The organism is Devosia sp. P2_G7 (genome assembly GCF_056403495.1).
Genome location: NZ_JBFUFI010000004.1, coordinates 250,109 through 263,123, shown reverse-complemented (window position 1 = coordinate 263,123; position 13,015 = coordinate 250,109). Strand labels below are relative to the sequence as shown.

Genomic DNA, 13,015 nt, shown 5'->3' with positions numbered 1-13,015 from the left:
ATGCCTGCCAACGCGGCCAAAGCGCCGACAATCTCGCCCGAGCTGCGCGCGACATTCTTCTACTTCAGCATCTACATGGGGGGAGCGGCCTTCAACGTCTATGGCGGCATCTGGTTCGCCGACCAGGGGCTGACCTCCGAGCAGATCGGCATCATCAACGCGCTCCCGGTGCTGGTGACGCTGCTGCTGAACATCCTCGTGGGTCGCATCGCCGACCGCGCCTCGGACTGGCGGCAGGTCATCGTCCTGGGCTGCGCGCTGTCGGCCATCATCCCGATTGGGCTATTCTACGTCATTGGCGATTTCTGGGGCATCCTGGTCGTCTGGACGCTGGCGTTGCTGCCCGCCGGCCTTATCGGGCCGGTCGCCGATGCCGCCACCATGCGGATGACGCGACGGCGTGGCACTCAGTACGGACCGATCCGGGCCTGGGGCACCGTCGGCTACATGGTCACGCTGTTCTTCGCGGGCTGGCTCATTGCCACCTTCGGCGGTGGCATCTTCCTGCCGATGTTCGTCGGGTTGTCGATCCTGCGAGGGCTCGTGGCGTTTGGGCTGCCGCGCTTCCGGGGGCCCGAGGGCGAGAAGGCGCCCGTCAGCTCCGGTGCAGCGCAGCTGCGCGATGTGATGAAGCCGTTCTTCGTCCTGCCGCTGATCGGCTTTTCGATGGTCTACGCCACCCACATCGTGCTCAACGCCTTCCAGGCGCTGCTCTGGATGGAGCAGGGGCTGTCGCCCGACCTGATTGCGCCATTACTGGCCCTCGCGGCCTTCGCCGAGGCAGCGATCATGTTCGTGTTCGGCAAACTGGCCCGGCGTTTCCCGGCCCGCAGCCTGATCCTCCTCTCCGCCGTCACCGCGGTTTTCCGCTGGATCTGCATGGGCTTCCAGCCGGGTCTTGAGTTCCTGATTCCGCTGCAGCTGCTGCACGCCTTCACCTTCGCGCTCGGCTTCATGGGGTGCGTCCACTTCATCGCCAACTGGACCAGCGACGAGATCGCGGCCGAAGCGCAGGGCTTCTTCCAGATGCTGCAGCAGATCATGAGCGTCATCGCGCTGATCGCCTTCGGCTGGCTCACCGGGATGATGGGCGCCAAGGCCTATTTCATCGCCGCCGCCTTCGCGTTGCTGGGAGCTGTACTGATCTGGCTCTCGATCGCCATGCAGGGTCCGAAGCGGCGGACGGAGGCGCGGCTGGGTTGATCGTTGCGCAATATTTTGCGCAACGGCCTAAATGCCGCTATATGAAGAGCATGCGGAGGTCGGCATGCCCTACGAGACCAACACTGCAAGGGTGGTGGCGCGGCTTATCAGCGAAGGCTGGGAGCAGGTCGGCGGGAGCAAGCACGACAAATTCCGCAAGCTCGGTGTCGGGACCATCATGGTCCCCCGACATCGCACGCTGACGCCCGGCGTCGCGCAGTCGATTGCCAAGGCCGCCGGCTGGACCAAGTAGGAGACTGAAATGGCTCGCTTCATTGCATTGATCGATGCGTCGGACGAGGTGTTCGGCGTTGCCTTTCCGGATGCGCCAGGGTGCACCGCCATGGGCGAGACACAACAGGAGGCCATCGACAACGCCACCGAAGCCCTGGCCGAGTGGGTAGCAGATGAGCTAGCGGATGGTCGCGCCGCGCCTTCCCCACGCTCGCTGGATGAACTTGGCAGGCTGACCGAGGTTAGCACGGCGTTGGCATCGGGCGCGGTGCTGGCAATGATCCCGCTCATCCTCGACAGTGGGAAGGTGGCCCGCGCCAACATTTCCATCGACACGGGCTTGCTGGCCGACATCGACGAGGCGGCGCGGTTGCGAGGCGTTACCCGCTCGGCCTTCCTTGCGGCGGCGGCGCGCGACAAGATCAAGGCCGGCGCATAGACCCAAAGAAAAAGGCCCCGCGGTTTCCCACGGGGCCTGTAGTCGAGGTCAAACCTTAGGCGTCAGCCGAGGCGGCCGCTGGCGTGGGCCAGCATGGTGTAGACGCGGCCGCGATCGCTGAGCAGGTACTCGCGGGTTTCGCCGGCCGGGTTCGGCCCGGTAGCGGCGCGCTTCAGCAGCTGCTCGAACTCTGCCATGTAGGTGGCGGCGGTCTTGGCGAAGTCCTGGTCGCGCTGGACGCGTTTCCTGACTTCGTCATAGGTCGCCTGGCCGCCCAGCGTATAGATGCGGCGCGAGAAGACGTTCTGCTCGCCGGCCTGGTAGCGCTGCCAGGCATCGGCCAGCGCGGCCGGTTCCATGGAGCGGGCGATTTCCTCGGTCAGCGTCGAGAGGTTTTGTGCCGGGGCAGCAGCTGGCGCGGCAGGGGCCGGAGCCGGAGCGGGCGCCGGAGCGGCAGCGGTCGGACCAGAGGCGTTGCGAAGCACGTCGCGCAACCAGCCGCCACCTTCCTCAGCCTTGGGCGCCGCAGCTGCGGGCTTGGCTTCGGCAACGGGCTGCGGGCGCGGTGCGGTGACCACAGTGGCCGGCACGTCGGGCATGGGCACGAACCGCGGCTGGCTGCGGGCCGGCTCAGCCTTGGGCGGCTCGGCGGCGCGCACCGGCTCCGGACGGACCGGTTCCGGACGCGGCTCGGGCCGCGAGGGGGCTTCGTCGCGAGCGATGCTCTGGCGGCTCGGGGTCGACGGGCGACGCTCATTGAGGTCGTGGGTTGCCGGCTGGGCGCGGACGATGGCGTTGAGCTCGGCGAGGGCCTCGATCTGCTCGGCCACGACGCGGCGCATTGCAGCAGCGCTCGACTTGGTCTCCTCGGGCAGCTCCATCACGCCGCGCGCCAGTTCGGAGCGGGTGTTCTCGAGTTCCGAGCCGACTTCCTTGGCAGTGGCGCGCATCGCCGTCGCCGTCTCGTTGAAGCGCTGCGTGGCGGCCTCGAGGGCCTGCTGCATTTCGAGGATCATCGTCGCCTGCGTCTGGCGCAGGGCATCGGCAGCGCGCTGGCTCTCGTTCGCCGCGGTATCGGTGAACGAACCGAGCTGCGTCGCAACGCGGTGCGACGTGCCGTCGAGGGCTTCCTCGAGCAGGTTCGTGCTCTTGCCCAGCACCGACTGCATCTCGGCAGTGGCGTTGGCGAGGGCGCTCTGCACCTTGTCGGTGGTGCCGGTGAGGGCCTGCTCGAGCTGACCGGTGGTCTCGCCGAGGGCGTTCTGCACTTTCTCCGCCGTGGTGGTCAGCACCGACTCAAGCTGGCTGGTGGTTTCGCCCAGGGCGGTCTGCACCTGCTCGGCAGTATTGGTCAGCACGCTCTGTAGCTGACCGGTGGTGTCGGCGAGGGCAGCGTTGATCGTGCCGGAGGTGGCTTCAAGCGTCTCGGCGACGTTGGACGTGGTCGAGGCAAGCAGCTGTTCCATCGACTCGCGGGCAGCGACGAGGCGCAGCTCGGTCTCTTCGACGGTGTCGGAGATCGAGTGGGCGAAGCCGCGCATGCGGGTGTCGATTTCGTCGGCGCGGGCGGTGAAGGCCTGTGCCAGCTCGTCCATGGCCGTGCGGCGCTCGTCGAGGTTGGCGAGGGTCAGTGTGCCCGAAGCGGAGAGGTTCTGCGCGGCGGTATCGAGGCTCTTGGCCTCGCTGTCGAGGTTGCCGAGCATCGAGCCGAACTCGTTGACCATCGAGGCGATCGAGGCCTGCAGTGCGCCGACATGTTCGGTCACCAGACGGCCGGCTTCCTCGGTCGAGCCGATCGCTTCGCGAACGGTGGTCGAGTAGGTGGCGGTCTGCTGGGCGACCGAGGTCTCGAGGTTGGCGAGGTTCGCCGTCGAGGCGTCGAGCACCTTCTGCAGCAGCATGTTGGAGTCGTTGAGCTTGCCCAGCGCCGTCGTCACATCGGTGAGGATGCGCGAGGTCGACTGGTTCATCAGGTCTTCGGCCTGCGAGGCATTGGTGATCAGCGCCTGCGCCAGGACGTTGCCGTGGTTCTGCAGGCTCATCTCGAGCTGAGCCGAGCTGTCGGAGACCAGCGCCGAGAAGGCGTCGGTCTGCTCGGAGACGACGCGGTTGATTTCCGCGACCTTGCCGCCGATGGCGTCGGCAGCGGCCACCGCCTTGATCGAGATCAGCTCGTCGATATTGCTCGACGCCTGCTGGATCTGCGCCAGCGCGCGACCCACGGCCACGTCCATCCGGTCGGCCGTGGTGGTGACGTCGTCGGCGATATTCTGGGTGGCCGAGACGATGCGGCGGGAGATGGTCTCCTCGATGCGGTCGGCGCCGGCCTCGAGGTCGGTCATCGACTGCACCAGCGCGGTGTTGATCGCGGTGTTGAGCGAGGCCAGGCGCTCGGCCGTGATGTCGGCACGGGCGGTGATCGCCTCAGGCAGGGTGCCCAGGCGCTGGTCGACCATGTCGGTGATGGCCTTGCGGGCCGAGTTGACGCCGGTTTCGATGATGTCGGCGGCCTTGCGGGCGCTCTCGCCAACGGTGCCGGCGGCACCCTCGATGCGGGCATTCACGCCGGCTTCAGCGTCGGCCATGCGGAGGATGGCGCTGTCGATGCCGCGGCCGAGGCCCTCACTGACTTCGGCGACCTTGGTCTCGAGCAGGGTCGAGACGGCGCCGGCGCGCTCAGACATCACGTCGGTGACGTTGCGGAGGCTGGCTTCGATCCGGTCGCGGGCGGTGGCGCCCTGGGCGTCGATGGTGCGGGCCAGCTCGCTGGTGCGGTCGCCAATCGCCGCGGCGATGCCTACGGTGTGGCTGCCGAGCGTTTCGGCCAGCTGCTGGGTGCGGGTGTTGAGCGCTTCGGCGAGCTCGGCCGAGCGGGTCGACACGGTCGTCGCCAGTGCCTGAGTGCGCTGGTCGAGGCTGTCGCCGATCTGCTGGGCGTGCTGCTGCAGCGTCGTGTCGAGCGCCTGGGTGCGCTGGTCGAAGCTATCACCGATCTGCTGCGCATGCTGCTGCAGGGCGAGGTCGATGGCCTGCGTGCGGGTCGCGACCGACTGGTCGAGCGCCTGCGTACGGCTGGCAACAGACTGGTCGAGCTCCTTGGCGCGGCTGGTCAGCACGTTGTCGAACTGCTCGACGCGGGCGCCGAGCGCCAGGTCGATGGCCTGGGCGTGGGTGATGATGTTGGTGTCCATGGCGCGGGCATGGCCGGCAATGGTCACATCGAACGCCTTCACGTGCTCGTCGAGCGCGGCGCTCAACTCGCCGTGGCGGCTCTGCAGCGTCTCGTTGAGCAGCTGGGTGCGGCCGTCGAGGGCGTCGGCGATGATCTGCGTGTGGCCCTCGAGCGAGTCCGAGATTTCGCGCGAACGGTTGGCGATCGACTCGGTGATCTGCTTGGTGCGCTGGCCGAGCGTCTCGGTCATCTCGCGGGTGCGCTGCGACACGATCTCGTTGAAGTGCTCGGACTTCTCGTCGAGCGCCATCTCGAGGACGTTGGCGCGGGCGGCGAAGCTCGCATTGTTCTTGTCGAGGGCGGCGATCAGCTTGTCGCCCTTGTCGCCGATAACGCCGTCGAGGCTCGACAGACGGTTGTCGATGACCACAGCAATCTCGTCGAGGCGAGCGTCGAACTGCGCGAGGTTCTGCGAACCGGCGCCGGTCAAGGTGACGCGGGCGCGCTCAGTGGTGTCGTCGAGGGCGCCGGACAGCTCGATCATCGCCGACTGCAGGCGCGATTCCATCGAGTTGACCTGGATCTGCACCTGCTCGTCGAGCTGGTGGCTGAGGCCCGAAAGCAACTGCTCGGCTTCACGGGCCCGGCCGGTGATGTCCGAAGCGATGCGGGTGCCGATCATGTCGAGCGCGCTCGACACTTCATGGCCGCGGTCGCGAAGCTGGTCGAGCAGCGTGATGCCGCCCTGGCTCAGGAGCTTGGCCAGCGAGGAGGTGCGGTTGTCGATGGCGTCCGACAGGGTAACGGCGCGGCTGTCGAGAGCCTCGGTCAGCGATTGCATGCGGCCGTCGATCACCGAGCTGAGTTCCATCGTGCGGTTCTCGAAGGCGCCCGAGATCGTGCCGGCACGGTCCTCGAGCGTGATGTTGAGGCGCGAGGCCGAGTCATCGAGCGCGACCAGCAGGTGGCTGGTGCGCTGGTCGATCAGCGACACGAAGCTCTCGGTGCGCTCGCCGAACGCGCCGTTCAGCGAGTTGCCGGCGGTTTCGAGTGCCTTGGTCAGGTTGCCGCCGCTTTCGACGATGGTGCCTGCGATGCGCTGCGAAATCATGTCGAGGTCGAACACGAGGCCGGTGTGGCTCTCGGTGATGGCTTCGCGGACGCGTTCGGTATTGGTGATCACCGCTTCGCGCTGGCTCGCCAGTTCCTGGATCAGCGCGCGCATGCGGGATTCATTGTCGGAATAGGTGCGTTCGAGCGCGGTGACCTCGTTGTGGATCATCACTTCGAGCTCGCCGGCGCGCGACAGGGCTCGTTCGAGGCCATCGCCCAGCGCGTTCACCTCGCGGCGCACGGCCTGGCCGACGGAGGCGACCTTCTCGGACGCGGTGGTTTCCGGCTCGGCGAGGCGGATCGCCGCCTGCGTCACAGCTGCGGCAGCATTGCGGAGGTCCTGCGCACGGCGGATCAGCGTGGCAATGGCAAAAATGCCGATCACCGGCACGATGGCGAGCGCGAGCAGGCCGATGAAGTCGTTCGAGCCCCAGAAGGCCGCAGTGCCCATGTCGGCGCCGTTGCGGATCATCGCCACCAGAGCGATCGCGACCACCCAGCCGAGCGCCACCAGCCCGGCAACCATGGTCGGCGCGCCGGACGATTTCGACTGCAGGCCGTAAAGGATCTTGGAGGAGGGGAAGCGGTCGTCGTTCGCCACCGAACCGGTCTGCGCCGCGAACTTGTCGGCGGTGCGCTGACGCTCGGAGCGGGGCGAGTTGTCCCTCGGCATCGGCCTTGGAGCGGCCTTTTCCGCCGGTGCCTCTTCAGCCGCGGCGGGCTGGTCCAGGTTCGCGAAAACCGAGTCTTTCAGCGCGTCCTCGACGGCGGAAAAAGCGAGCGTAGCAGGATCGTTCTGGGGTGTTGCGGTCTTTTTGGCCATAACTCTTTACAACTCTCGCATCGGCACTCGGCGGTCGATCAGAGCTTGCATTGGACCACCCCGGGGGTTCCGGTTAGCCGTCCAAATTGGGTAAAATGCGATTCAAATGCCCCGCAGTCTGCCCTATGCCCCACGCCGCCGCACGCTAGGTGGACCTCAAACATACATGCAATTTGAGGCAAACCGAACGCATTCTTAATGGAAGGTTAATTTCGGGTGGGAATGCGGCCGGTTAAGGGCATAGGTAAGATTGTACCCATTCATTTGGCGGCCCCTTCATCCGCTCCCGCTAGTTTGCATCCAGCCTAGAAACGGGCGGGAACGAACCAAGGGCCACGGGGATGAGCGGGAAGAACGCAGTGAAAACGGGGCAGGATGCTCCGCTTCGGGATCTCTCACAGACGCCCATCGACATGGACCATCTGGACCAGCAGTCGCTGGGTGATCCGGGGCTCCGCGACGAGGTATTGCGGCTCTATGCCGAGATGTCGAGCGTCTATCTCGGCCGCATTGAGGACAGCACCTCGATCCCGCTGCTGCTCGAACATCTCCACACCCTGAAGAGCGCGGCCGCCGGCATCGGCGCCTGGGGCGTTCGCGATCTGACCAAACGGGCCGAGGATGCCCTGCGCGCCGGCAATCCGGTCAATCCCGAGCACATCCAGGACATCGCCGCCGCCGTGGTCGATTGCCAGGCCTTCATCGCCGAACTCGTCGGCGCCGAAGAGGCCTGAGCCTGCCTGCGCCGTTTGGCGCGCTTGCGACGAGGGGGCGGCACCGCTATATGCGGCTAACCCTCCCGAGCGAAGTTACATGCCCCACATCACCTATATCGAATCCGACGGCACGCGGCACGAGACCGAGGGCGAGGTCGGATCGACCGTGATGGAGACCGCGATCATGAACGGCGTGCCGGGCATTGTTGCGGAATGCGGCGGCGCCTGCACCTGCGCCACCTGCCACGTCTATGTCGACGACGCCTGGACCGAGACGGTCGGCGGCCCCTCGATGATGGAAGAAGACATGCTCGACTTCGCCTACGCAGTGAAGCCGACCAGCCGGCTGAGCTGCCAGATCAAGGTCAAGGACGCGCTGGATGGGCTCGTGGTGCACGTGCCCGAGCGGCAGGGCTGATCTCGGCAGAGTGTCCCGAACAGCGCCATCGTTCCATCATCGGCGCCCGCTATGGATTCATTTGTCGAGCTAGGTTGCCGGACCTCAACGCAATTCTAATCCGCAGCTGCTATGGGAAACATTAAAGCTATTGAATTTCAATGGCTTGTCCCAAAGAGCCGAAGTCAGTATGTATCCGGCTTCGGAAAGGCCGTGAATGGGTGAACTGAACACATTCCCCGTCAGCTACAAAGTCCAGGGTCAGCGCATCGTCATCGTCGGCGGTGGAGAAGAAGCCCTCAACAAAGCCCGGTTGGCCTCTAAGACGACTGCTTTGGTCGTCATTATCTCCCGAAACATCGAAGCCGATTTCTCCGAGCTGCCGGTCACCGTGCTGGCGCGTCCGTTCGAGGACGCCGATCTCGTTGATGCCGCACTGGTTTTCGTCGCGGACCACGGTCCCGATGGTGACGCGGCGAAGCTCGCCGCGCGCGCCCGGCGGGTGCCGCTGAATGTCGTTGACGTCCCCGAAGAGTGCGATTTCTACACCCCGTCGATCATCGATCGGGCTCCGGTCACCATTGCCGTTGCCACCGAAGGCGATGCGCCGGTGCTGGCTCGGCTGATCCGGGCGCGGATCGAGGCCGCGCTGTCGCCCAACCTTGGCGCGCTGGCCAAGCTCGCCGGTTCGATGCGCGACAAAGTCTCCGCATTGCTGCCGGGCGCCCGCGCCCGCCGCTACTACGAAGAACTGGTCACCTCGCCCGAGGTCGAAGTCGCGCTGCTGCGCGGGCAGGGCGCCGACAAGGCCGAGACGCTGCTTGAGCGGCATGCCGCCGACGGCGAGAGCCCGGGCGTAGTGTGGCTGATCGGTGCCGGTCCCGGCTCCGAGGATCTCCTCACCCTGCGCGCCCAGCGGCTGCTGCAGGAAGCCGACGTGATCGTCCACGATCACCTGGTGCCTGCTGCCGCGGTCGAGATGGGCCGGCGCGATGCCGAGCGCATCCTCGTCGGTAAGCAGAAGGGCCATCACTCCTTCACCCAGGCCGAGATCAACGCGTTGATCGTGCGGCTCGGCAAGGCGGGCAAGCGGGTGGCGCGTCTCAAGGGCGGCGACCCGATGGTGTTCGGCCGCGCTGGCGAGGAAATCGACGCGCTGAAGGATGCCGGCATCCCCTATCACATCGTTCCAGGCGTCACCTCGGCGCTGGCCGCTGCTGCCGACACGGCGACGCCGGTGACGCTGCGCAAGGTTTCGACCGGCTTTGTCCTCGCCACGGCGCACGGCGCCGAGTCCGAGGAGCTGAAGCACTGGGCGGCGCTGGCCTCGACCGGCCTGACCCTGGCGCTCTATATGGGCAAGTCGGTTGCCGGCCCGACGGCGACCCGGCTGATCGCCGAAGGCGCGGCGGCGACCATCCCGGTCGGGGTGGTGGTCAGGGCAGGGCGCAAGGATCGCGTGCTCTATCGTGGCACGCTGGGCACACTGGCCGCGGGCACGATCGAGCTTGATGACGGTCCGGCAATCATTTTCGTGGGCGAAGCGATCGCGCACGGTGACTGGAGCGACGCGATCGAACTCGCCAGCTCCGAATTCAAGGTGGCGTAAGTGAGCATGGAAATCCTCACCGGCAATGAGCTGATGAGCGGCGCGACGGTCTATCTGGACCGCGCCGGCAAGTGGGTCGAAGAGCTGCAGCAGGCCCGTGTCTTCCTCGCGGAAGAAGCGGAGGCCAAAGATGCAGCGGTCGCGGCCACCAAGAAGACCGGGCGCATCAATTCCATCGAGGTCGAAACGGTCTCGCTGCGCGACGGGGTGATCCATCCCGATCGTATCCGCGAGCGCATCCGCGCCGAGGGCCCCACGGCTCCGCGCTTCGACCGCCAGCATCTCGACGAGGACGGCCATGTATCGATATGACGAGTTCGACGCCGCGTTCGTGAAGGAACGCACGGCGCAGTTTTCCGACCAGGTGGCCCGCCGTCTCACCGGCGAGCTGAACGAGGACCAGTTCCGGCCGCTGCGGCTGATGAACGGGCTCTACCTGCAGCTTCACGCCTACATGCTCCGCATTGCCGTGCCCTACGGCACGATGAGCTCGAAGCAGATGCGGATGCTGGCGCGGATCGCCCGTGACTACGATCGCGGCTATGGCCACTTCACCACCCGCCAGAACATCCAGTTCAACTGGCCGAAGCTGCGCGACATCCCGAAGATCCTCGCGGACCTCGCTTCGGTCGAGATGCATGCCATCCAGACTTCGGGCAACTGCATTCGCAATATCACGACGGATCAGTTCGCCGGCGCCACCGCCGACGAGATCATCGATCCGCGCCCGGTCGCCGAGATCCTGCGTCAGTGGTCGAGCCTCCACCCGGAGTTCTCGTACCTGCCGCGCAAGTTCAAGATTGCGATGACCGGCTCGACCAACGACCGCGCCGCCATCCGTTTCCACGATATCGGGCTGCAGGCGGCGACCAATGCCGTCGGCGAGATCGGCTGGGAAGTCTGGGTCGGCGGCGGTCTCGGCCGTACGCCGATGATCGGCAAGCAGATTTCGCCGTTCGTGCCGCATGAGCACCTGCTCGCCTATCTGGAGAGCATCCTGCGCGTCTACAACCGCTACGGCCGCCGGGATAACAAGTACAAGGCGCGCATCAAGATCCTGGTGCACGAGACCGGCATCGACACCATCCGCGAGCAGGTCGAGGAAGAGTTCGCCCACGTGAAGGGCGGCGTGCTGACCCTGCCGCAGGAAGAGCTCGACCGGATCACCAAGTACTTCGCGCAGCCCGACTACGAGCTGGTCAATGAGACCATCGTGGACGTCGCCAAGGAAAAAATACTCAACCCGCCCTATGGCCGCTGGCTCGAGCGCAACCTCAATGCGCATCGGCAGCCGGGCTATGTCTCGGTCACCATCTCGCTGAAGCCGACCGGCGGCGCGCCGGGCGATGCCACCGACAAGCAGATGGAGGTCGTCGCCGACCTCGCCGAACGCTATTCGTTCGACGAGCTTCGCGTCACCCACGAACAGAATCTCGTGCTCCCCCACGTGAAGATTGCCGATCTTCCGGCCGTCTATGCCGCGCTGGTCGAGCACGATCTGGCCGAGGGCAATGCCGGGCAGATCACCGACATCATCTGCTGCCCGGGCCTCGATTTCTGCGCCCTGGCCAATGCCCGTTCGATCCCGCTCGCCCAGGAACTCAGCCGCAAGTTCGCCTCGCCCGAGCGGCAGGCCGAAATCGGCGACCTGAAGATCAAGATCTCGGGCTGCATCAACGCCTGCGGCCACCACCATGTCGGCCACATCGGTATTTTGGGCGTCGAAAAGAAGGGCACCGAGCTCTACCAGATCACCGTCGGTGGCGACGCCACGGAGAACGCTGCGATCGGCAACATCCTCGGCCACGGTTTCGTGGTGGAGGAAGTGCCCGCCGCCATCGAGCGGCTGGTCGACGTTTACATCTCGAAGCGCATCAGCGCCGACGAGCCGTTCATCGCTGCCTATCGGCGGCTGGGCGACGCGCCGTTCAAGGAGGCCCTGTACGGCAATGCTTGATCTCGCCGTAGCCCCGGGCGTTCGCGCCCATAAGCCGGACAAGCTCCGCGAACTCGGCATCATGTCGCTCAACGGCATGTTCGACGAGATGGATGGCGTGGCAGTGCTGCGCCAGGCCGTCGAGGAACTGCTGGTTGACGATGTCGCCATCGTCTCTTCGTTCGGCGCCGATTCCTCGGTGCTGCTGCACATGGTTTCGCAGGTGGACAAAAACCTGCCGGTCTACTTCCTCGAGACCGGCAAGCACTTCCCGGAGACGCTTGACTATGTCGAGACGCTGAAGAAGCACCTCGGGCTGACCAACGTCATCGCGCTCCATCCGGACAGCAAGGACATCCAACGCTTCGATCCCAAGGGCGACCTGTGGGAAACGGATCCGGACTCCTGCTGCCATATCCGGAAGACCGAGCCGCTCGATGCCACGGTTTCCGGCTTCGGCGGCTGGGTCACCGGCCGCAAGCGCTTCCAGACCGCCGAGCGTGGCGTGCTGCCGCATTTCGAGCTGACCAGCGACGACCGCATCAAGGTCAACCCGCTGGCCTATTTCTCCGATGCCGATATCACGACCTACAAGCTCAAGTATGGGTTGCCGGAGCACCCGCTCTACAATAAGGGCTACAAGTCGATCGGTTGCGCGCCGTGCACGAGCGTGGTGGCCGAAGGCGAAGACCCGCGTGCCGGCCGCTGGCGTGGGCTCAACAAGAAAGAGTGCGGCATCCATTTCGATTTCAACGGAGCCATCGCCAAACCCATGGCCGCTCAGGAATTGAACCTCTGGAAAGACGGCGCGTTCATCGCCGACCCGTTCCGCGCGTGGGCGGAAGGCGATGATGCGGGCAGCGTGCGCTATACGCACATCCCGCTGCCGGTGTTCCTCGAAAACCGTGAAGCCATCCTGGCCAACCCCCATCCGGTGGGCCTGCTGGTGTCGCCGGGCGACAATGTCGAACTGGTGCAGGGCGATCTCGATCGCTTCAGCTCCATCGCCATCAATTTCCCGGCTTTCGGCGATGGCCGCGGCTACTCGTCATCGCGCCTGATCGCCGAGCGCTATGGCTACAAGGGCGAACTCCGCGCCGTGGGCGATGTGCTGCACGATCAGATTTCGCATATGCGCCGCTGTGGCATGAACGCCTTCGTGGTCAGGCACGAGCCGACCCGTAAGGCGCTCGAAGAAGGCAAGCTGGCGACTGTCGATATCTTCTACCAGCCGGTCGGCAAGACTGAGGTGCCGCTCGGCACCCGGCCGTTCCTCCGCCGCGCCGTCGAGAACGCCTGACACCTCCGTATTCGCGGCGGTTCCCGTAAGCGGGGATCGCCGTTTTCGCCGCGCCTAGCGTGACAGGCGGCGC

General features: G+C 65.7%; 10 protein-coding genes. 9 read left to right on the top strand and 1 reads right to left on the bottom strand.

The window, feature by feature from the left end; genetic code table 11:
* From AC1DWU_RS09190 to AC1DWU_RS09180, 3 genes are all read left to right on the top strand, one after another.
* Positions 1–1,203 (top strand): MFS transporter, encoded by a 1,203-nt coding sequence (locus AC1DWU_RS09190; protein ID WP_477149669.1) that lies wholly within the window; start codon positions 1–3, stop codon positions 1,201–1,203.
* A 64-nt stretch (positions 1,204–1,267) separates the two neighbouring features.
* Complete coding sequence (locus AC1DWU_RS09185; protein WP_477149668.1) at positions 1,268–1,456, top strand: type II toxin-antitoxin system HicA family toxin; 189 nt, start codon at positions 1,268–1,270, stop codon at positions 1,454–1,456.
* A 9-nt stretch (positions 1,457–1,465) separates the two neighbouring features.
* Positions 1,466–1,876: a type II toxin-antitoxin system HicB family antitoxin gene (locus tag AC1DWU_RS09180; RefSeq protein ID WP_477149667.1), complete on the top strand. Its 411-nt coding sequence runs from the start codon at positions 1,466–1,468 to the stop codon at positions 1,874–1,876.
* Positions 1,877–1,938: 62 nt separating this feature from the next.
* On the opposite strand, the gene AC1DWU_RS09175 is transcribed toward AC1DWU_RS09180, so the two are convergent.
* On the bottom strand, positions 1,939–6,984 hold the full coding sequence (locus AC1DWU_RS09175; RefSeq protein ID WP_477149666.1) for an apolipoprotein A-IV repeat region-like domain-containing protein: 5,046 nt from the start codon (positions 6,982–6,984) through the stop codon (positions 1,939–1,941).
* 341 nt (positions 6,985–7,325) lie between these two features.
* Between AC1DWU_RS09175 and AC1DWU_RS09170 the strand changes: the two genes are divergently transcribed.
* The 6 genes from AC1DWU_RS09170 to AC1DWU_RS09145 all read left to right on the top strand — a co-directional run bounded on the left by AC1DWU_RS09170 (position 7,326) and on the right by AC1DWU_RS09145 (position 12,942).
* The gene (locus AC1DWU_RS09170) at positions 7,326–7,718 is read left to right on the top strand and encodes an Hpt domain-containing protein (RefSeq protein ID WP_477149665.1); all 393 of its coding nucleotides are present in this window, start codon (positions 7,326–7,328) and stop codon (positions 7,716–7,718) included.
* Between the two features lie 79 nt (positions 7,719–7,797).
* Entirely contained in the window at positions 7,798–8,118 is a 321-nt protein-coding gene (locus tag AC1DWU_RS09165) for a 2Fe-2S iron-sulfur cluster-binding protein (protein WP_055878326.1), read from the top strand.
* Between the two features lie 196 nt (positions 8,119–8,314).
* On the top strand, positions 8,315–9,706 hold the full coding sequence (cysG, locus tag AC1DWU_RS09160; RefSeq protein WP_477149664.1) for a siroheme synthase CysG: 1,392 nt from the start codon (positions 8,315–8,317) through the stop codon (positions 9,704–9,706).
* A gap of 6 nt (positions 9,707–9,712) precedes the next feature.
* Complete coding sequence (locus tag AC1DWU_RS09155) at positions 9,713–10,018, top strand: DUF2849 domain-containing protein (protein WP_477149746.1); 306 nt, start codon at positions 9,713–9,715, stop codon at positions 10,016–10,018.
* Positions 10,005–11,663 (top strand): nitrite/sulfite reductase, encoded by a 1,659-nt coding sequence (locus AC1DWU_RS09150; protein WP_477149663.1) that lies wholly within the window; start codon positions 10,005–10,007, stop codon positions 11,661–11,663. Before AC1DWU_RS09155 ends, AC1DWU_RS09150 begins: the two co-directional genes overlap by 14 nt.
* Entirely contained in the window at positions 11,656–12,942 is a 1,287-nt protein-coding gene (locus AC1DWU_RS09145; protein ID WP_477149662.1) for a phosphoadenylyl-sulfate reductase, read from the top strand. Before AC1DWU_RS09150 ends, AC1DWU_RS09145 begins: the two co-directional genes overlap by 8 nt.
* Positions 12,943–13,015 lie beyond the last annotated feature (73 nt).

Excerpts from the sequence above, each read along its gene's own strand:
- AC1DWU_RS09190 (WP_477149669.1), top strand. The coding sequence starts at position 1 with ATGCCTGCCAACGCGGCCAAAGCGCCGACAATCTCGCCCGAGCTGCGC.
- AC1DWU_RS09185 (WP_477149668.1), top strand. The coding sequence starts at position 1,268 with ATGCCCTACGAGACCAACACTGCAAGGGTGGTGGCGCGGCTTATCAGC.
- AC1DWU_RS09180 (WP_477149667.1), top strand. The coding sequence starts at position 1,466 with ATGGCTCGCTTCATTGCATTGATCGATGCGTCGGACGAGGTGTTCGGC.
- AC1DWU_RS09175 (WP_477149666.1), bottom strand. The coding sequence starts at position 6,984 with ATGGCCAAAAAGACCGCAACACCCCAGAACGATCCTGCTACGCTCGCT.
- AC1DWU_RS09170 (WP_477149665.1), top strand. The coding sequence starts at position 7,326 with ATGAGCGGGAAGAACGCAGTGAAAACGGGGCAGGATGCTCCGCTTCGG.
- AC1DWU_RS09165 (WP_055878326.1), top strand. The coding sequence starts at position 7,798 with ATGCCCCACATCACCTATATCGAATCCGACGGCACGCGGCACGAGACC.
- cysG (WP_477149664.1), top strand. The coding sequence starts at position 8,315 with ATGGGTGAACTGAACACATTCCCCGTCAGCTACAAAGTCCAGGGTCAG.
- AC1DWU_RS09155 (WP_477149746.1), top strand. The coding sequence starts at position 9,713 with ATGGAAATCCTCACCGGCAATGAGCTGATGAGCGGCGCGACGGTCTAT.
- AC1DWU_RS09150 (WP_477149663.1), top strand. The coding sequence starts at position 10,005 with ATGTATCGATATGACGAGTTCGACGCCGCGTTCGTGAAGGAACGCACG.
- AC1DWU_RS09145 (WP_477149662.1), top strand. The coding sequence starts at position 11,656 with ATGCTTGATCTCGCCGTAGCCCCGGGCGTTCGCGCCCATAAGCCGGAC.